Origin of the sequence: Mesorhizobium sp. WSM1497, assembly GCF_001672455.2 — a bacterium.
In the GTDB taxonomy this organism is placed as follows: Bacteria; Pseudomonadota; Alphaproteobacteria; order Rhizobiales; family Rhizobiaceae; genus Mesorhizobium; species Mesorhizobium ciceri.
The window spans coordinates 4,396,417-4,415,271 of sequence record NZ_CP021070.1; the positions used below are offsets into that span (position 1 = coordinate 4,396,417).

Consider the following 18,855-nt stretch of genomic DNA (forward strand, 5'->3'; position numbering starts at 1 on the left):
GCATGGTCATTTCCTGCGCGTCAGCATCCGATTGCCGATGTGGGTCAGGAACTCGCCCCGCAGCACCAGCAGCGCGCCAACGATGATCCCGCCCTCGATGACGGTGCGCCATCCCTCGCTGAGTCCAATGGCGGAGATCATCGTGCCGAGCGTGGTTAGAAGGATTGCGCCGCCGACCGTGCCGATGAAGGTCCCGCTGCCGCCGAGAATCGAGGAGCCGCCGATCACGACGGCGGCGATCGAGGGCAGCATATAGCTGTCGCCCATTCTGAGTGTCGCGCCGTTCGAATAGCCGACGAGCATCATGCCGACGAAACCGGCGCAGGCGGCACTCATTGCATAGGGCACGAGTTCGAGCCGGTTGACGTTGACGCCAGCGATGAGCGCGGCGTCCCTGTTGGTGCCGAGCGCACGGAGCCGGCGTCCGAGCGCTGTGAAATTCTGCAGGAGCCAGCCGAACAGGATAAAGGCGAGTGTGAAGTAGATGATCACCGGCACGCCGAGGAACCACTCCTTCATCAGCCACAGCAGCGCCGATGGCGAGCCGCCGCGCGGCGTGCCGCTGGTATAGCCAAGCGCCACCGAAGCGACGAAGATCGACGTCGCCATCGTCATAATGAATGGCGGCACCTTCAGCCAGACGATGCCGATGCCGCTCACCGCGCCGACGAGCGCGCAGATGACCAGAATGGCCGGCAGCATGTACCAGATGCCGGCGTTGCCCGTGCCGATCCAGGTCGTCGTCAGGACGCCGCCGAGCGTGATGAGGGCAGGGATCGACAGATCCAGTCCGCCGACCAGGATGACAAGCCCTTGCCCGAAGGAAAGGATGATCAGGAAGGACGCAAGGATCAGCACCGTGAGCACCTGGCTCCAGGAGCCGAGCGCCGGGCTGATGAAGCGCGAGCACAACACGAGCACGATGCTCAGCCCGAACACGACAAGCGTGTTCACCGTTTCCCGGTCGAGTTTCTGCCTGCCGCGCTGGTCGGAAGAGGCATCGAAAGGCATCGCTACGTCCTTATGCGCGTTCACTGGACTTCGTCCTTCTTGAGCAGACGCGCCACCGCGTTGCCGAAAACGATCGCAAGCACCAGTACCAAGCCTTGGAAGATACCGGTGTAGAAAGACGAGACCCCGCCCGAGAACAGCACCTTTTGCAAAAGCATGAGCGTGCCGGCACCGAGGATCGATCCGACGAGGCTGCCGCGGCCACCGCTGAGCGGGGTGCCGCCGAGCGCCACAGCGGCAAAGGTAAGCATCAGGAATGGCGTGCCCGCCGTCGGATTGCCGGTCGCGGTCTGAGCGCTCAGCATGAAGCCGGCGACACCGTAGAGCATGCCCGCACCGATGAAGGCGGTGATGCGGACGCCTGAGACAGCCACGCCGGAGAAGCGGGCCGACTGTTCGTCGGCGCCAATCGCATAAAGGCCGATGCCGGTGTTGGTTCGCCGGAAGGCCAGCCACAGCAAGACGACGGCAACCAGGAACAGGCCGGCAGTCGGAACGGCGCCGAAAAGCGTGTCGGTCAGGGTGTAGCTGACGAAGTCGGCGATCATGCCGCCGGGCGCGTCGAGAATGACGAGCGCCAGTCCCTGGCAAATGATCATCGTGCCGAGTGTCGCCGCGATGGTCTGGAGTCCGATCCTGGCAACCAGAATGCCGTTGATCAAGCCGACGAAGGCTCCGATCGCGCAGCACATCAGCAGGCTGACCAAAGCTCCACCGGGGCCATCGAGCGGATAGACGGCCATCAGCACGTTGGTCAGCGAGACGACGCCGGCGACGGACAAGTCAAAGCCGCGGCTGATGACGACCAGCGTCTCGCCCGCAGCCGCTAGTGCCAGCGGCGTCGAATTGTTGACGAGGTCGGTGAACGTATAGACCGACAGCGCATCGGGCTGCCAGAACGCATAGAGCGCGTAGAGCAGAATGTAGATCAGTGCGACGATGCCGGTGCCGCTGATGATGGCGCGCCGGAAAACCGAGCGGCGCGGCGCGGGACTTGCCGAGATCGCGCTCATGCGGCCACCCCCTTCATCGTGCCCCGGGCATGGCCGATCAGCGCGCCGACAATGGCCTGCTCGTCGATAGCCTCGCCCTGGTATTCGGCGAAGATGCGGCCGCCATAGAGCACAATGCAACGATGCGCGAGGTGGACCAGTTCCGGCAGTTCGGACGAATAAAACAGCACCGAACCACCATCGGCGGTGAACTTGCGGATCGCCTCGTAGATCGACTGTTTGGTTCCGACATCGACCCCGCGCGTCGGATCGAAGAGCAGCAAAGTGCGCGCGCCGGTCATGATGACGCGCGCCAGAAGGGCCTTTTGCTGGTTGCCGCCGGAAAGCTCCTCGATCTTGAAATGCAGGTAGCGCTCCTGCAGGTCGACCGCCTTGGCTGTTTCTTGCGCGGCGCGGCGCTCGACGGCCGGCCAGACGATGCCGCCCTGCGCGATGCGGGAGATGATCGGCAGCACCATGTTGCTGGCGGTGGTAAGGCCGGCGAGGATGCCCTCCGACTTGCGATCCTCAGGCAGGTAGGCAAGGCCGTTACCACACTGGAGCGCGGCGCTCGGGCTGCCGATCTGTGCGCCCACGCCGTCGATTTCGATGCTTCCGCCCTTCGCCTTGCCAAGACCGATCAGCGTCCTGAACAGGTCGCGCTGGCCCTGCCCTTCGAGCGCGGCAATGCCGACGATCTCGCCACGCCCGACATTGAACGATACATCGTTCAGGATGCCGCCCGAGAGGCTCTTGATGCCGAGCGCGATGGGCGCGCCGTCACCGGCTGCCGGCAACGCGTTGATCGTTTGACGCGCGCTGCGGCCCACCATCATCTCGAAGATGTTGTCATCCGAGGCGCCCGAAAGCTCGACGGTGCCGATGCTGCGGCCGTTGCGCAGGATGGTGGCGCGTGAGCACAAAGTACGCACTTCGCCGAGGCGATGGGAAATGTAGAGGATGGCGGTCTGCAGAGTCTTTTGCCGGCGCACGAGATCGAACAGCCATTCGACGTCGGCCAGCGCTGCCGTCGGCTCGTCCAGGATCAGCAGTTTCGACGCATGGCTGAAGGCACGGACGATTTCGAGCCGCTGACGATCCGACAATGAGAGCACACCGACCGACGCGTCCGGATCGAAATGCGCGAGACCGTAGTCCTGCAGGGTCTTGCCGGCGCAGGCCATGGCCGCGCTGTGTGAAGCGAGGCCGAGCATGCCTCTGGGCATTTTCGGCAGCATCAGGTTCTGCGCGATGCTGAGATTGGGCAGCAGGCTGAGTTCCTGGAAAGCCGTAGCCACGCCCTGCGCCCGTGCATCGACGATGCCGTGCGGCGTATAGGGCTTGCCGAAAACCGACATCGACCCGCTGTCGAGCTTCACCACGCCGCTGAGAATCTTCACCAAGGTCGACTTCCCGGCGCCGTTCTCGCCCAGCAGCGCATGGACTTCTCCCGGACGCAGGTCGATGGAAACGGAATCGAGCGCGACGGTAGGCCCGTAGGACTTCGCAATGCTGGCGATGCGGACGGCTAGCCGCGTCTCGTCGGTGCTCATGCCTCCTCCCAAGGTTAGGCCGCAAGCGGTGAGAACGTTCTCTGAGAACGTTCTCACCGTTCCACAAAGCGATATTCGTTGTCAACCGGATTTGACGCCGCGTCTTCGCTATTGACGTATAGCTGAAGCAGGCCTACTGGTACACATACCGGACCACAAGACCTGTTAGGGTGCAAGGACGGATGGATCTACGAGCAATCCTAACCGACGACAACGGCGCGCTGAGCGGGGTGCCGAAGCGGTCGATGAAGGACTTCGTCGTCCAGAAGATCGCCACGTTCATTGCGACTGGTGTGCTTGACGTGGGCGATCCACTTCCAAGCGAGCGTGAGCTTGCGGCCGCTTTGTCCGTCAGCCGCGAGACGGTGCGCGGTGCGATCCTGATCCTTTCGACGAAGGGCATCGTTTCCGTTACGCAGGGGACTCGGACCGTAGTCGCCTCTACAGAAGTCGGGGAACTCGCAGTTCAATCGGCTCGCTATCGCGATATCTCCGGATACAGTCTCGACGATGTCCATGAGGCTCGGCTGCTGATTGAAGAGCAGGTGGCGCGGGCCGCCGCTGACCGGGTTGAAGCGGCGACGCTGGAGACTCTGGCCAGATCGATCGAAGCGCAGGAGGCGGCAATCGATGATCCTGTCCGCTTCCTCATTTGCGATCGCGAGTTTCACACGACCATCTATCGAGCTGGCGGCAATGGCGCTTTGGCGGATATTGCCTCGGATCTCTATTCCTACCTTCTCGACCATCGACGGCGCGCGGTTGCTCAGCCAACGAGCATCGCGACGAGCATAGCCGATCACCGCGCCATTTTTGCGGGGCTCGAGGCGCGCGATCCTGACGCGGCGGCAAGAGCGTTCGCTGTCCATGAAACACGCATCTACACCACGACCAGGCAGCTTCTGACGAAGTCCGCCCGGAAGCGATGAGGACGGTATTGCCGAACGACCATGCAGCACAACAGGGAGGATTTACAATGCTGACCAGACGCCTTTTTGCCACCGCAGCCCTAGCGGGCATTGTCACGCTCACCGGCATTGCCGGCTCGATGACCACCGCTTTCGCCCAGTCCAAAGAGTTGGTTTATTTGACCCCAGGCCTTGACCTTGCCTTCTGGCGATACCTCTCCAAGGGCATCGAGAATGTCGCGACGAAGGGTGGATATACCTATCAGGCTCTGGATTCCGGCAACAACGCCCAGACGCAGCTTAAAAATGCCAAGGACGCGATCGCTCGCGGCGTGGCTGGCATAATTATTTCTCCAACCGACAGCTCAACCGCGCCGGCCGTGCTCGATCTCGCCAAGCAAGCAAATATCCCCGTGGTCATCGCCGACATCGGTACCGACAGCGGTGACTATGTGTCCTTCATCATCTCTGACAATTATCAGGGCGCAAACGGCGTCGGCAAAGCGCTGGCCGAGGCGATGAAAGCCGCAGGCAAGCAAGATGGCAGCGTGGGAATCGTCGGCATCAGCCAGGCCCGTCTCAACGGTCAGGCGCGGACGAAGGGCTTCAAGGACGCGATGACAGCGGCTGGCATCACCAAGGAAGCCGGGCTGCAGCAGATGCAGACCTACACCGCTGACGAAACCTTCAAGTTCACGCAGGATATGACAACCGCGCATCCGGACATGAAGGGGCTGTTCGTTCAGACCGACGGCCCGACGCTCGGCGCCTTGCAGGCGATCAAGGCGGCACGCCTCACCGGTGACGTACTGGTTGCCGGTTTCGACGGGGTGCCGGAATTCGTACCACTGCTCCAGTCGGGCGAACTGGTGGTTTCTGGCATGCAGCAGCCGTATCTGATGGGCCAAGAATCGGGGCGCGCGATGGTCGACCATCTCGGCGGCAAAACTCCAGAAAAGAAGATCCTCGTACCGATCAAGATCGTGACCAGCAAGAACATCGAACAGGAGCTTCCAACCATCAAGGAAACGGTCTTCGCCAACGAGATGTAATCGAGAGTTTAGCCGACTTATACTGTTCGGGGGACGCGCCCTCCCCGCACAGTTCAATCATGTTCTCTTGGAGTGTACCCGCGGATGGTAGAGAGCAGTAAGGCTAGCGAGCCACTTCTCGTGGCTCGTGGCATCACCCGCCTGTTTGGGACCGCCTACGCGCTCAGCAACGCATCGATAGCGCTCTGCCGGCACGAGATCTGTGGATTGATTGGCGCAAACGGTGCGGGCAAGTCGACGCTGTCGCGGATCGTTTGCGGCCACTTGCGGCCTTCGTCGGGCGAGATATTGTTTAAGGGCGCTCCTTTGATTGCGGGCTCCGCGCGTGATGCGCTGCGCTCCGGCATAGCGCTCGTCGCACAGGAAACCAGCCTGGCGCCCGACATGAACGTGCTGGAGAACATCTTCTTGCCCAGCTATGCGATGCCCGGACGCCTGTCTTTCAGCCAATTGCGGCACAAGGCGCAGGCCCTCCTGTCGGAACTCGGTCACGACCACATGCTGCCACTCGACATCGAGGTGCGGCGGCTCTCGGCGGCGCAACGGCAACTCGTCGAAATAGCGAAGGCGCTGGCCTTAAACGCCGATCTCGTCATCTTCGACGAGCCGACCGCCTCGCTGTCGCCGATCGAGGTTGACCGGCTGTTCGACATCATGACGCGGCTGAAAAACAGTGGCAAGGCACTCGCTTTCGTCTCCCATCGGCTTGAGGAAGTGTTCGCAATCACCGATCGCGTCACGATCCTGCGCGAGGGCAAGACCGTGGCGGAAGGCCTGCCGACGGCCGGTCTCACCCAGGCTGACGTCATCCGCCACATGGTGGGACGCGACATCGGCAATGTGTATCGCAAGGCATCATCGCCTGCGGCCTCGAACGAGCAGCCGGTGGCTCTCGAGGTGACCGGGCTCAGCGCTTCGCCGATGGTGCGTAACGTCTCGTTCATGGTGCGCAAGGGCGAAATTCTCGGCCTCGGCGGCCTTGTCGGAGCTGGGCGCACGGAGAGCGCCGAAGCGATATTCGGGCTACGCCATCGCAACGGGGGGCGCATCCTCGTCGGCGGCAAGGAGATTCCTCCCAATAGCCCCATCGCGGCAATTCGCGCTGGCCTCGGCATGGTCGCCGAGGACCGGCGCGCCCAGAATATCGTGCCTGATATGACGGTCGGCGAGAACCTTTTCCTCGCCCAGATGGGCAAGCACAGGGGATTTGGCCGCGGCCACTCAGCGCGTCGAAAACAAGCCCGCGAGCTTATTTTCCGTCTCGGCCTTCCCACCGACCGGATGGAAGCAAACCTCCTGCACTTCTCCGGCGGCATGCAACAGAAGGTCATCATCGCGCGCTGGCTGCTGATCGAGCCCGAAGTGCTCATTCTGGATGAACCAACGAAGGGCGTCGATATCGGGACACGCCAGGCGATCTACGAGCTGCTGCGCGAAGTCGCCGAAAAGGGGATTGCCGTGGTGGTGATCTCCTCGGACTTTGGGGAGCTCCTGGGAGTTTGCGAGCGGGTCGTCGTGGTGAGTGACGGCTATACCATCGCCGACCTGCCGGCTTCGCTCCTGAGCGAAGAGAGCCTGACATTGCTCGCTGCGCCGCGAAGTTCAGCAGAGCGCAATGCCGCATTCCTGCGGGATCTTGTCGCCAGCTACGGCGGCACGGCATTCTGGGGACTGATCGACGACGACCGGTTCGTCTGCCTCGCCATCGCCAACAGTGCACGTAGTACACCAATGGGACTCGCGGCCGGCCATGTCTACCTGGCGCACCAGACGGCGATCCCCCTCGCTCTTGAAGGGCGCCAGCCAGGCATCGTGACTGAGAACGACGGCCGGTCTACTGTGCTTGCGCCACTCTCCAACCGCAGGGGCCACGATCTCGGCTGGATCGGCCTCACCCTACCGCCGGGATCCAAGCTGCCGAAAGCTGAGACGCTGTCGGCCCGCATGGCCGGGTTGTTCGATACACCTCAAAACGAAGAGATCGACGCATGAATGCGCCCTCCCGATCCTTTGCCATGCCTAGATTCACCAGCACCCTTGAGTTCCGAATGCTCGGCCTTGCCGTGGTGCTTGCGGTGATCCTGTCGTTCATCTCGCCCTACTTCTTCACCGAACGTAACGTGTTCAACATCCTCGACCAGTCGGTGGTGCTGGGCATTGTTGCCGTCGGCATGACCCTGGTGATTCTGACCGGAGGCATCGACCTTTCCGTCGGTTCGGTTGCCGGCCTGACCGGCATTGTTCTCGCCCTGCTTCTGAAGGAATTTCCCATTCCCTTAGCGATAGCGCTCGCCGTCGGCTGCGGCGCACTGATCGGGCTTTTCTCCGGCGTTCTCATCGCGGTGTTCGGCTTGGCGCCCTTCGTGGTGACGCTCGGCGTCATGGCGATGGGGCGCAGTCTTGCCTACATCGTGTCGGGGCAGCGCTCGATTTCGGGACTGCCGATGGGGCTGCAGAACATCGTCTACACGACCCTGCTCGGCATCCCCACCAACGTCATCTTCCTCATCGCGCTCTACGTCGCCACCTGGGCGTGGCTGACATATTCGAAGGGCGGGCGCACGATCTACGCTGTCGGCTCGAATCTCGAAGCCGCCCGGGCCGCCGGCCTCAACACCCTCTTCTACTCGATCTTCCCCTATGTGGCCTGCGGGGCCCTTTCGGCGACAGCGATGACCTTTTCGCTGGCACAGATCATGTCGGCCGACCCGATCGGCGGAAACCAGCTTGAACTCGACGCCATAGCGGCCGTGGTCATCGGTGGCGCGAGCCTCTACGGTGGACGAGGCACCATATTCGGCACGCTGATGGGGGTTCTGATCATGGTGATGATTCGCAATGGACTGAACTTGCTCGGCGTCTCGCCGTTCTGGCAGGGGACTGCTATCGGCGCCATCATCATCCTCGCCCTGCTGGCCGAGCGCCTCATCACCTGGAAATCGCGCCGCGTCTGAGATCGGGAGCACGCCGATGACACATTCCGATCCCACCCGCACGGTCCGGCTTTACGGTACCGAGGAGCCCCCGGCAGAGGAGCGCGTGCTGAATGCCGGTCCGCTCAGCGTACTTTTTGACGGCGCCAACCTACGCGACGTCCGTATGCATGGCGAAGAGGCGATCCGCGCAATCTCCTTCGTCGTGCGCGACAAGGACTGGGCGACGCTGATTCCGAAAATTGCGGATCTGATCGTCCAGCAAGATGGCGATCGATTTTGGATCAGCTACCGCGCAGGAGTAGCCGGCAATGGCGAGACCTTTGGCTACGAAGTCGTCATCGAAGGGTCCGCAGCCGGCGTGCTGACCTATTCGGCTCGCGGGAAGACGCCGACCGGGCTTCTGACGAATCGAACCGGGTTTGTCGTCCTGCATCCTATTGAGGGCGTGAGCGGCGCGCCGGCCACGATCACGCATACAAGCGGCGAAAGGGTCGAGACACGCTTTCCCGTAGAGATCGATCCTGTACAGCCGATGATGGATCTTCGTGAAATAGCGCACCGTACTCCCGGCGGGCTGGAGGTCACCTGCCTGATGGAGGGCGACGCCTTCGAGATGGAAGACCAGCGGAACTGGACCGACGCCTCCTACAAAACCTATGTTCGTCCCCTCGCCTTGCCCTGGCCATACAGGATCGAGCCAGGCGAGGTCGTCCAACAGAAGATCACCCTGACCGTCAAGGGCTTTCCGAGGGCTCCGTCGCGTTGGGCTGGGGGCGCAGCCGTCCTGACGCTTGGCGAGGCGGAGGGCACGATGCCCCCTCTCGGCATTGGGCTCCAGCCCGAGGATGCTTCGGCTGCATTGCGGCATGTCGAGACGCTGCACCAGCTCGGCGTCGCCCATGTTATCTGCCATCACGATCCACGGCGCGGCCATGATGCCGAATCGCTGGCGAGGCATGTGGAGGTCGCCGCCGCATTAGGCGCGCAACCTTGGCTCGAAGCCGTCGTCGAGCACGTCAACGATGCCGGAGCCGCGGCGGAAATCGACTTCCTCGGCAAGCTTGTCGCGAAACTCGATCGTCGTTTCGCGACAGTTTTGGTGTCGCCGGCGCCCGACCTCAAATGCACGCTGCCCGGCAGCGTCTGGCCGGCTGCGCCTGCCCCGGCGAAACTCTATGCCGCCACGCGCACCGCCTTCCCTGGGTCCCGCATCGGCGGCGGGATGTTCAGCTTCTTCACTGAGCTCAACCGTAAACGTCCCCCGACCGAGACGATAGACCTCGTGACATTTACGACGGCAGCGATCTTCCATGCTGGTGACGACCGATCCTTGATGGAGACGCTCGAATGTTTACCGCATATCGTCAGGACCGTGCCAGCCATCGCCAGGGGGCTGCCGTATTCCGTTGGGCCGTCCGCGATCGGGTTGCGTGACAATCCCTATGGCGAAGCGCCCGTCGCCAATCCCACGAACATCCGGCAGGCGGTCAATTTCAATGATCCGCGCCAGAGGGGCATCATGGGCGCAGCCTGGAATCTCGGCTATTTCGCTGCCTTCGCGGAAGGCGGCGCGGAGGCCGTCGCGCTCGGCGGCGCGGTCGGCCCGTTCGGCGTTCTCTCCGTGCCGACGCCGTTTCCGCAGTCCTGGTTCGAGGGCAAGGGCGAACTGTATCCTGTTTGGCACATCGTGCGAGGCCTGGCGAAACTCAAAGGCCGTCCGATCCGTCCGCTGCGATCGTCCGTCGCCGGGGCGGTGCGAGGGATCGCGGCGGTTACGGAAAAAGGCACCGAGCTATGGCTCTGCAATCCCTCGCCCAACACGCTGGAAGTCCGCCTCCCCGAAGGCTTCACGACCGCTGCAATTCTTGATGCCTCATCTTTCGTTGCGGCATCCCGTCAACCGGATCTGCTCGACCGCCTGACGCCTGTCGAAACACAGACGCTGTCGCTCGAAAGCTACGCGGTGGTGCGTGCCTTCAGGCCAGTATGATGCAGCATCCCGAGACAGGCCCTGAAGAGAACGGAGCATCCATGCATATACTCATCATTGGCGCTGGTGGAATGATCGGCCGCAAACTCGCGGCGGAGCTTTCCCGGACCGGGTCGCTCGGGGATAAGAAGATCGAGCGGATGACGTTGGCAGACTTGACGAAGCCCCCAGTGCCAACCGGTGCCTTATATTCCATCGAAGCCATTGCCGCTGATATTGCCGTCTCCGGTGCAGCCGAGGAGCTAGCCGCGCGCCGCGCCGATGTGATTTTCCATCTCGCAGCCATCGTGTCCGGCGAAGCGGAACGCGATTTCGAGAAGGGGTACCTGATCAATGTGGACGGCACGCGTGCTCTTTTCGAGGCGATCCGACTGGAAGGGGCGCGTAAGAAGTATCTCCCCCGGCTGGTGTTCACCTCGTCGGTCGCAGTATATGGCGCGCCTTTACCAGACCCTATTCCCGACGATTACATTCTTGCCCCGCTAACCAGCTACGGCACCCAGAAGGCGATATCCGAGCTGTTGCTCGCAGACTATTCGCGACGCGGCTTCCTTGACGGAATTGGGATACGGCTGCCTACGATCGTTATTCGGCCTGGCGCTCCCAACGCGGCGGCCTCGGGATTCTTCTCCGGAATCCTGCGCGAGCCACTCGCCGGCCAACGCTCCGTCCTGCCGGTGGAGGAGACGGTCAAGCATTGGCTGGCTAGTCCGCGCACGGCGGTAGCTCTCCTCATCCATGCCGCGATGCTCGATACGTCCGCGCTGGGCGCCCGGCGCACGCTGAACATGCCTGGGGTCGCGGCCACAGTCTCCGACCAAATTGCCGCGCTCCGCCGCGTGGCAGGCGCCGAAGCCGAGGCTTTGATAGACCGCAAGCCGGACGAGGCGATTAAGGCCATCATTGCGGGTTGGCCAAAATCCTTCTCGCCCACGCTAGCCAACAATCTGGGCTTCGTGGCCGAAAGCACGGTGGATGAACTGATAGCGGTTTACCTGGCGGATGACGCCCCGAAGGCCATCCCTTAACCGCCAAGGCAGAGTCACTAGCGTTTCCATGGAAGTTGAAATTGAGAGATCTGATGCTTCTCGGCTGCATAGGCGATGATTTCACCGGGTCGTCCGACTTGGCCAACACGCTCGCCAAGGGGGGTATGCGCACCGTCCAGTACAATGGCGTTCCCAAAATCGACTCCGACCGCTCGGTTGACGCGGGCGTCGTTGCCCTGAAGACCAGAACGATACCCGCCAGCGAGGCGGTGAAGCAGTCGCTTGCGGCGCTAGAGTGGCTTAGACGCCAGGGCTGCCGCCAGTATCTGTTCAAGTACTGCTCGACATTCGATTCGACCCCCGAAGGCAATATCGGGCCGGTGCTAGACGCTCTTGGCGACGCCGTGGGGGCGGCACGCGCGATCGTCTGTCCGGCGTTTCCCGCGACCGGCCGGTCGATCTACCAGGGGCATCTTTTCGTTAACGATCGTCTGTTGAGCGAATCCGGCATGGAGAAACATCCGCTTACGCCAATGACAGATCCCGATCTGAGACGTTGGCTTGCACGACAGACCGGGCGCGGGATCGGCCATGTCCCCTACGACGTCGTGGCGGGAGGAAGCATCCCGATCAGGGATGCTCTAGAGGCTGCTGCTGCGAGCGGCTCTCGCTACATCGTCGTCGACGCCATTTTGGACAAGGACCTTATCGCCATTGGCGAGGCTGCCGAATCGGATGTCCTGCTCAGCGGCGGTTCGGGCATTGCCCTTGGACTTCCGACCAACTTTCGTCGGGCCGGGCTGATTGGCAGGGCGGCCATGGATTGGATGGGAAAACAGGGGCCGGCAGCCGTGCTTTGCGGCTCGTGCTCTGCCATGAGCCGACGCCAGATCGCCGAGCACCGGAAAAGCCATCCAACGCGCGTCGTGGAGGTGGACGCTGTCATGGACCGCGCGGCCAATCCTGTCGAATATGCCGAATGGGTTATCGGCCAGCAGCAGCATGGCTTGCCGCTCGTGTTTTCGTCGGCTGAGCCCGAAGCCGTCGCAGCCGCGCAGAAGCACCACGGGAAGGAGCGCGTCGCAACGGCGGTCGAAGGTTTTTTCGGCGAATTGGCGCGCCAGCTTCTGGCGCATGGCGTCCGCCGGCTGGTCACGGCGGGCGGCGAGACATCGGGGGCCGTCGTATCGGCGCTCGAGATTTCGTCGTTCGAGATCGGACCGGAGATCGACCCCGGCGTTCCAGCGTTGAAGGCCGGTGGGCTGGAAATGGTGCTCGCACTGAAGTCGGGCAATTTCGGCGCGGCTGACTTCTTCAAAAAGGCAGCCGGCGTCCTTGCTGGAGACGTTGTCCGATGAACGATGAAACAAGGCTCAGGGAGCAAATTTGCAGCGTTGCCGCGTCCATGTTCACGCGCGGCCTTACTGCCGGAAGCTCGGGGAACATCTCCGCTCGCCTCGGCGACGGTCGGCTTCTCGTCTCGCCGACGGGATCGTCCTTTGGCACGCTCGATCCCGCCCGCCTGTCGTTGTTTGACGCGGAGGGGCGGTTCGTGGACGGCGACAAGCCGACGAAGGAAATGCCGCTGCATTCGGCGTTCTACGAGACGCGCGGTGCGCGCGCTGGAGCGGTCGTCCATCTTCATTCAACCCATTCGGTCGCGGTTTCGCTTCTGCCCGGCATCGATCCGGACAGCGTCTTCAAGCCATTGACGGCCTATTCGGTCATGCGGCTGGGCAAGGTGAAACTGCTGCCCTACATCCGGCCTGGCGATCCGTCGATGGGAGACGCCGTGCGCGGACTCGCTGGAAAACGGTCGGCAGTGTTGCTGGCCCACCACGGCCCCGTGGTGGCCGGCAAGGATCTCGAAGCCGCCGCCTACGCGATGGAAGAGCTTGAGGAAACGGCCAAACTCACGCTTCTCACCCGCGGCTTGCGGCCTAAAATCCTCGCAGCGCCGCAAATTCGTGAGTTGGTGGAATATTTTGACGTGGAGTGGGACGACTGATGCAGCTTTCGGCCAATCTGGGATTTCTTTTTCGTGACCTCGCGCTTCCAGACGCGATCCGTGCGGCAAAACGGCTCGGTTTTGCCGCCGTTGAGATGCATTGGCCATACGACACCGATGCATCGGTGATCGCGCAGACGCTCATCGAAACTGGCCTTCCGCTTCTTGGCATCAACACGGCCAGAGGCGACGTTGGAGCGGGTGACAATGGCCTCGCTGCGCTGCCGGGTCGGGAAACGGAAGCTCGCGCGGCGATTGACCAGGCGGTTCAATGGGCAGCAGCCACGCGCTGTCGCAACATCCATGTGATGGCAGGCAAGGCAACCGGTGACGAGGCCTTCGCGACCTTCGAAGGCAACTTGCGGTACGCATCGAAGAGCGCCGCGCAGCACAACATCGGGGTGCTGATCGAGCCGTTGAACCCGCGCGATGCGCCAGGCTATTTTCTTTCCGACCTCCCCACCGCACTGCGTGTGATCGATGCGACACAAGGCGCCGTAAAGGTCATGTTCGACTGCTACCACATGCAGATCATTCAGGGTGACTTGCTCAACTCGGTGAGGCGATTTGCCGACAGGATCGGCCATATCCAATTTGCCGCCGTGCCGGATCGTGGCGAGCCCGATCACGGCGAGGTGGACTATGGCTGGCTCCTGCGTGCAATCGCTGACGCCGGCTATGATGGCGCATTCGGCGCCGAATATCGCCCTGCTACCGATTCCTTTGCTTGGATGGAGTTGTTCGAGGATTAAGAGCGTGTGGGGGTGGACTGGGCCGGACACTCATTTTGGCCCGCGAACTTCCGCCAACTGACTGAACGGATGAAAGACGCACCTATTGCGACGGCCTTTCGATCGGCGGTAGGAGCTTAACCAAAGCTTGGCGAGAAAGGGCCAACAACACACTCGCTCGATCAGCAGCGTTAGCCAAACGACTCAATCCATGCAATCCAGCGACGGCTCCCTTCGTGGCGGATCGACGTATCGATGACGAACGAACCCTTGTTCTGCGTGATCCTGGAGGGACCGTGCGCCTGTCTTTGGAAGGGCGGCCAACGATCGAGCTAAAGGAGAACGACTTTTTCCCCGTCCCGGCGGCACGCGACTTTACAATGTCGAGCCTTGATGGCGGCCCAAGGAGCCAGTCGGTGCATACGATCGTGGAGGACGAGACGGGGCACGGCGATCCGGAAGGCCAACGAACTTACGCATGCTAGCTGGCCGCTTCGCCTTCGGCTCGCCGGATGCCGGGCTGCTACTGTCGCTCCTGCCGGAGCTCATCCACGTCCACGGGCTGAAGAGGATCGCTACGTTGGTACAGCTCGTCAGGAATGAAGCTCAGGACGAGAGGCCTGCCCGCGAGATGGTCCTCGGGCGCCTGCTTGCTGTACGGCTCATCGAGGCGCAGCGGGCGGCGGCGGACAACGCCGCCCCGCCGGGCCTTCTCCGTGGATTGGCTGACGCCCAGCTAGGGAGCGCAATACCCTGCATTCACGGCGACCCGCGCCATGAATGGACGGTGGAGCGACTGGCGAAGGAGGCCTCCATGTCGCGCTCGGTGTTCTTCGACAGGTTCCGCAGGGAGGTCGGCGTCCAGCCGATGGAGTACCTGCTATGTGGCGGATGGCCCTCGCCAGGGACATGCTGCGGCGCGGGGATGGCGGCGTGAAGGAGGTTGCGGAAACCGTCGGCTATGGCTCCGCCAGTTCCTTCCAGTGTTGCATTCACCCGGTTTGTCGGCATACCGCCAATACAGTTCGCACGCCAAAGGGTCTCACGGTAGGCTAGAGCTGTGAAGACCACTCCTTGGAATTCCCCTAGCCGACTTCTCGTTCGTTCATTTTTCCATGACGGACCACCGATTCCTGACCGACCAGGCCCCGCAATTGGCATCTTGCACCGGTGAGGCACCGAATAGCCGCTTGTATTCACGGCTGAATTGGGAGGCGCTGCCATAACCGACCGAAAGGCCACACCGGCTGCGTCCAGCGGCGCCTGCAACAGTTGCCGGCGCGCGCCGGATTGCCAACGTACAGTGTGCTGTCTCTTCAGATCGCGCGCGGGCCGCATGTCCGCGTCGCCCGACTATACGAAAAGACGGAGCGGAATTTTCGCGCCCGTCGCCCTCGCCACAGCCTCCATCTTGCCGAATCCGTCCACCATTAGTGGGAAAGTTCGTTCTTATAGAAAACCCCACCCTTCATGATCGCCTGGAAGGATTTGCCTTCGTCGCCGAGCAGCGAGATGTCCTTCAGTGGATCGCCGTCTATCACAATCATGTCAGCATAGGCCCCTGCGGCGATGGTGCCGATCTTGCCAGCCATCAAGCACAGTTCGGCCGCGTTGATGGTGGTCGATCGGATGACCTCGATGGGCGGCAGCGCCTCGGCGCGGATATTGAATTCCAGGTTCTGGTGTGGATGTAGAAAGCCTAGATGATCCGAACCATGGCAAATCTTTACACCGGCGTTGTGCATGATCTCCAGCGATACCGGGCCACGATCACGCACCCACTGCAGGCGCTCAACGGCGGCAGCGTCGAGTCCGAGCCTTTCAGCCTCGATGATTTGTCCCTCGTATGCGCTGATTGTCGGCGTTGAATAAGCGCCCTTCTCGGCCATGATCGCCGCCGTTGCGGGAGTGATCAGCGTACAGTGCTCGATCGACTTGATCCCGCAGGCCAGCGCCCGCGCGATTGACTCGTCCGAATGTGCGTGCACGCAAACGTAGGTCTTGGCGTTCTCCGCTTCTTCCTGGAAGGCGCGAAGCTCATCCATCGAATAGGCATTCCATGAGCGTGGCATCCGCAGCTGCGCCGCGCCGCCGCCGGCCATCACCTTGATGAACTGAGCGCCTTTGCGTATCTCCTCGCGCGCCGCGCGGCGACACTCATCAACGCCGTCGACGATCTTCGACACGTTGCCGAGTTGATTGTTGAAGGTTTCAGCCGAGATCAGGTCGCCGCGCTCGCGCGGATCGGTATGGCCGCCGGACTGGACAAAAGCCTTGCCGCACATGGTCAACCTGGGTCCGTCGATCAGACCGCTTTCAAGCGCGTATTTGAAGCCCAGCGTCGCCCCACCGACGTCGCGGACTGTCGTGAAGCCGCGCAACAGCATGCCCTTGACGATCTTGGCCGCGTGCAGCGCCACCAGTTCGTTGGGCATACGTGAGCTGGCGGACGGATCTTCAGCGGCCGAATAAACGTGGACGTGGCAATCGATCAAGCCGGGCATCAGCGTCTTGCCCTTCAGGTCGATCATGATCGCGTTGACGTCCTTAATCGGCTTGTCGGAAACTTCGTCAATCATGCCTTCCGACACCCGTACATGACGGTCATACTCCCCGTCGTCCGAGGAACCATCAAGCACGCGCGCGTTCTCGAAGACATATGAAGGCATGGGAATCTCCTCTTCAATCATTCCTGTTAGTAGGTCGCACGTCCGCCCGACAGGTCGAAGACCGCTCCGGTGGTGAAGGAATTCTCCTGCGTGGCCAGCCAGCAGATCATGGACGCTGCCTCCTCCAGTTCGAGCATGCGCCCGCGTGGGATCTTGCCAAGGATATAGGCTATATGTTCGGGCGCCTGGGCCATCGCGCCCGGTGTCTTGGCGACGGCCGGCGTCACGCAGTTGACGGCGACGTTGCGATCGGCCAACTCCTTACCAAGCGACTTGGTTAGCGCGATCACGCCGGCTTTCATTGACGAATAGGCGACCGCATTGGGATTGCCTTCCTTGCCGGCGACAGAGCTGATGTTGACGATGCGTCCGTAACCCTTCTCCATCATGTGGGGCACGATCGTTCGGCAGCAGTGGAAGGTGCCATTGAGTCCGACCTGAACCACCTCGGCGAAGGCTTCCGGCGGATACTCCCAAGTTGGCATATTAGGGCCAACCAAGGCGGCGTTATTAACTAGGATGTCGACCTTGCCGTAGCGCTCGACAGTTGCCTTTGTCGCAGCCTCAACTGAGGCGAGCACGCCGATATCGGCTGTCAGGCACTGGACGCGGTCTGAGGCTCCGACCTTCTCGGCGCAGACACCGAGCACCATCTCGTCGCGGTCCCAGATGGAGACACTCGCACCTGATTCGAGCATACGCTTGACGACGGCAAACCCGATTCCTTGAGCGCCTCCCGTGATGACTGCGGTTCGGCCTGCGAGATCATATTCATTCATGTATAGACGGTTCCTGACTTTCCGCTGGCGCCCCGGCTACGCCGGACGTGAGCAATTTCATTTTGTGTTTTCTGCCAAACCGGAATACGACCTTATTGGAGACATGATGGGCAGCGCGAAGACTTGATTGGGAACGGGTGCGTCGTGATCCGCGATGAGCCCCGGCGCAGCTGAACATTCGCGATTGTCGATCCCTTCCTTGGCACCAGGATCGTGGACAGGGTCGGCCAATCCAGCATGGAGCTTTGCGACGAATGCGTTTTGACCTGTTGTCATTGGAATTGTTCGTCGCAGTCTGTGAGGAGCAAAGCATTGCCAAGGCCGCTGACCGCGAGCACATAGCTGCATCTGCAATCAGCAAGCGCATTTCCGATCTCGAGGCCCGGCTCAAGACACCGCTGTTCTTGCGTGGTTCCAAGGGGTTGGAACTCACCGCAGCCGCCAATTCCCTGCTGTACCACGCCCGCGTGGTCATGCGCGACCTGCGCCAGATGGAATCCGAGCTGTCCAATCATGCCAGCGGCGTGCGTGGCCACGTCCGCGTCTATGCCAGTGTTTCCACCATCATCCAACACCTGCCGCGTGACCTGCGCGAGTTCCTCGCCCTACACGACGCCGTGCGCATTGACCTGCAGGAAGGAACAAGCCAGGAGGCGCTCGAGGCGGTGGCGGAGAACGCCGCCGATATCGGCGTCTTCGGCGGCGTTGTGCCGCGCCAAGGCTTGAAGATCATCCCGTACCGTGTCGACCGCATTGTCGCACTCGTTCACAGGGACCACCCGCTGGCGGACCGCACGATCGTCAAGTTTGCTGAGTTCACCGATTTCGATCTAATCGGGCCGATGAAGGGATCCTTCCTCGACTCGCTTGTGCTACGCGCTGCTTCCGACCTCGCCCGCTCGTTGCGGATGCCAGTCCGCGTGAACGGTTTCGAGACCGTATTCAGCATGGTTGAAGCCGGACTGGGGATCGGCCTGGTCCCGGAGAAATGCGCCGAGCGCTATGTGACCAGCGGCAACACCGTCGCCATCGTCCTTGACGAACCCTGGGCCGAGCGCCAGTGGAACCTTTGCGTGCAGGCAAGCCAGACCATGCCGCCGCCCGTGCGGCTGCTGCTCAACCATCTCACCAACAGCGAAACCCGATAAGGCCGCTTGATTTCGCCGGCCGTCCTCGTCGGCGCGGTCCGCCCGCGACCGCCGGGGCGCGTTCGCCTATGGCGATGGGCTGTTTCCGA

Annotated in this window: 16 protein-coding genes; 11 read left to right on the forward strand and 5 right to left on the reverse strand. The window is 62.0% G+C overall.

What is annotated here, in order from left to right; all coding sequences use genetic code 11:
- Positions 1 to 6 precede the first annotated feature (6 nt).
- From A9K65_RS21580 to A9K65_RS21590, 3 genes are read right to left on the reverse strand one after another with little or no spacing between them, the layout of a single operon-like run.
- Entirely contained in the window at positions 7 to 1,035 is a 1,029-nt protein-coding gene (locus tag A9K65_RS21580; RefSeq protein ID WP_127385218.1) for an ABC transporter permease, read from the reverse strand.
- The gene (locus tag A9K65_RS21585) at positions 1,032 to 2,024 is read right to left on the reverse strand and encodes an ABC transporter permease (RefSeq protein WP_064994841.1); all 993 of its coding nucleotides are present in this window, start codon (positions 2,022 to 2,024) and stop codon (positions 1,032 to 1,034) included. Before A9K65_RS21585 ends, A9K65_RS21580 begins: the two co-directional genes overlap by 4 nt.
- A complete protein-coding gene (locus A9K65_RS21590; RefSeq protein WP_064994840.1) occupies positions 2,021 to 3,556 on the reverse strand; it encodes a sugar ABC transporter ATP-binding protein in 1,536 nt (511 codons plus the stop codon). The genes A9K65_RS21585 and A9K65_RS21590 overlap by 4 nt, the downstream gene beginning before the upstream one ends.
- Positions 3,557 to 3,738: 182 nt before the next feature.
- Between A9K65_RS21590 and A9K65_RS21595 the strand changes: the two genes are divergently transcribed.
- From A9K65_RS21595 to A9K65_RS21640, 10 genes are all read left to right on the forward strand, one after another.
- Positions 3,739 to 4,485, forward strand: coding sequence for an FCD domain-containing protein (locus tag A9K65_RS21595; RefSeq protein ID WP_064994839.1), 747 nt, complete (start codon positions 3,739 to 3,741; stop codon positions 4,483 to 4,485).
- Between the two features lie 47 nt (positions 4,486 to 4,532).
- Positions 4,533 to 5,516 carry a substrate-binding domain-containing protein gene (locus A9K65_RS21600; protein ID WP_064994838.1) on the forward strand — a complete coding sequence of 328 codons (984 nt, stop codon included), beginning with the start codon at positions 4,533 to 4,535 and terminating at the stop codon, positions 5,514 to 5,516.
- Positions 5,517 to 5,636: 120 nt separating this feature from the next.
- Positions 5,637 to 7,508: a sugar ABC transporter ATP-binding protein gene (locus A9K65_RS21605; RefSeq protein WP_245321867.1), complete on the forward strand. Its 1,872-nt coding sequence runs from the start codon at positions 5,637 to 5,639 to the stop codon at positions 7,506 to 7,508.
- Positions 7,509 to 7,531: 23 nt separating this feature from the next.
- Positions 7,532 to 8,470 (forward strand): ABC transporter permease, encoded by a 939-nt coding sequence (locus tag A9K65_RS21610; protein WP_245321868.1) that lies wholly within the window; start codon positions 7,532 to 7,534, stop codon positions 8,468 to 8,470.
- Positions 8,471 to 8,486: 16 nt separating this feature from the next.
- A complete protein-coding gene (locus A9K65_RS21615; RefSeq protein ID WP_064994835.1) occupies positions 8,487 to 10,442 on the forward strand; it encodes a hypothetical protein in 1,956 nt (651 codons plus the stop codon).
- 41 nt (positions 10,443 to 10,483) lie between these two features.
- Complete coding sequence (gene denD, locus A9K65_RS21620; RefSeq protein WP_064994851.1) at positions 10,484 to 11,470, forward strand: D-erythronate dehydrogenase; 987 nt, start codon at positions 10,484 to 10,486, stop codon at positions 11,468 to 11,470.
- Positions 11,471 to 11,511: 41 nt separating this feature from the next.
- On the forward strand, positions 11,512 to 12,789 hold the full coding sequence (otnK, locus tag A9K65_RS21625; protein ID WP_337122168.1) for a 3-oxo-tetronate kinase: 1,278 nt from the start codon (positions 11,512 to 11,514) through the stop codon (positions 12,787 to 12,789).
- Complete coding sequence (gene otnC / locus A9K65_RS21630) at positions 12,786 to 13,439, forward strand: 3-oxo-tetronate 4-phosphate decarboxylase (protein ID WP_064994833.1); 654 nt, start codon at positions 12,786 to 12,788, stop codon at positions 13,437 to 13,439. Before otnK ends, otnC begins: the two co-directional genes overlap by 4 nt.
- Entirely contained in the window at positions 13,439 to 14,191 is a 753-nt protein-coding gene (locus A9K65_RS21635; protein ID WP_064994832.1) for a TIM barrel protein, read from the forward strand. Before otnC ends, A9K65_RS21635 begins: the two co-directional genes overlap by 1 nt.
- 457 nt (positions 14,192 to 14,648) lie before the next feature.
- Positions 14,649 to 15,107, forward strand: coding sequence for a helix-turn-helix transcriptional regulator (locus tag A9K65_RS21640; protein WP_064994831.1), 459 nt, complete (start codon positions 14,649 to 14,651; stop codon positions 15,105 to 15,107).
- 493 nt (positions 15,108 to 15,600) lie between these two features.
- Here the strand turns inward: A9K65_RS21640 and A9K65_RS21645 are convergent, their stop codons facing one another.
- Positions 15,601 to 16,839 (reverse strand): amidohydrolase family protein, encoded by a 1,239-nt coding sequence (locus tag A9K65_RS21645; protein ID WP_064994830.1) that lies wholly within the window; start codon positions 16,837 to 16,839, stop codon positions 15,601 to 15,603.
- A gap of 26 nt (positions 16,840 to 16,865) precedes the next feature.
- A complete protein-coding gene (locus A9K65_RS21650) occupies positions 16,866 to 17,618 on the reverse strand; it encodes an SDR family NAD(P)-dependent oxidoreductase (protein ID WP_064994829.1) in 753 nt (250 codons plus the stop codon).
- 254 nt (positions 17,619 to 17,872) lie between these two features.
- On the opposite strand from A9K65_RS21650, the gene A9K65_RS21655 reads away from it, so the two are divergent.
- On the forward strand, positions 17,873 to 18,766 hold the full coding sequence (locus A9K65_RS21655) for a LysR family transcriptional regulator (protein WP_064994828.1): 894 nt from the start codon (positions 17,873 to 17,875) through the stop codon (positions 18,764 to 18,766).
- The last annotated feature ends 89 nt before the right edge of the window (positions 18,767 to 18,855 follow it).

Excerpts from the sequence above, each read along its gene's own strand:
- A9K65_RS21585 (WP_064994841.1), bottom strand. The coding sequence starts at position 2,024 with ATGAGCGCGATCTCGGCAAGTCCCGCGCCGCGCCGCTCGGTTTTCCGG.
- A9K65_RS21590 (WP_064994840.1), bottom strand. The coding sequence starts at position 3,556 with ATGAGCACCGACGAGACGCGGCTAGCCGTCCGCATCGCCAGCATTGCG.
- A9K65_RS21595 (WP_064994839.1), top strand. The coding sequence starts at position 3,739 with ATGGATCTACGAGCAATCCTAACCGACGACAACGGCGCGCTGAGCGGG.
- A9K65_RS21600 (WP_064994838.1), top strand. The coding sequence starts at position 4,533 with ATGCTGACCAGACGCCTTTTTGCCACCGCAGCCCTAGCGGGCATTGTC.
- A9K65_RS21610 (WP_245321868.1), top strand. The coding sequence starts at position 7,532 with ATGCCTAGATTCACCAGCACCCTTGAGTTCCGAATGCTCGGCCTTGCC.
- A9K65_RS21615 (WP_064994835.1), top strand. The coding sequence starts at position 8,487 with ATGACACATTCCGATCCCACCCGCACGGTCCGGCTTTACGGTACCGAG.
- denD (WP_064994851.1), top strand. The coding sequence starts at position 10,484 with ATGCATATACTCATCATTGGCGCTGGTGGAATGATCGGCCGCAAACTC.
- otnC (WP_064994833.1), top strand. The coding sequence starts at position 12,786 with ATGAACGATGAAACAAGGCTCAGGGAGCAAATTTGCAGCGTTGCCGCG.
- A9K65_RS21635 (WP_064994832.1), top strand. The coding sequence starts at position 13,439 with ATGCAGCTTTCGGCCAATCTGGGATTTCTTTTTCGTGACCTCGCGCTT.
- A9K65_RS21640 (WP_064994831.1), top strand. The coding sequence starts at position 14,649 with ATGCTAGCTGGCCGCTTCGCCTTCGGCTCGCCGGATGCCGGGCTGCTA.
- A9K65_RS21645 (WP_064994830.1), bottom strand. The coding sequence starts at position 16,839 with ATGCCTTCATATGTCTTCGAGAACGCGCGCGTGCTTGATGGTTCCTCG.
- A9K65_RS21650 (WP_064994829.1), bottom strand. The coding sequence starts at position 17,618 with ATGAATGAATATGATCTCGCAGGCCGAACCGCAGTCATCACGGGAGGC.
- A9K65_RS21655 (WP_064994828.1), top strand. The coding sequence starts at position 17,873 with ATGCGTTTTGACCTGTTGTCATTGGAATTGTTCGTCGCAGTCTGTGAG.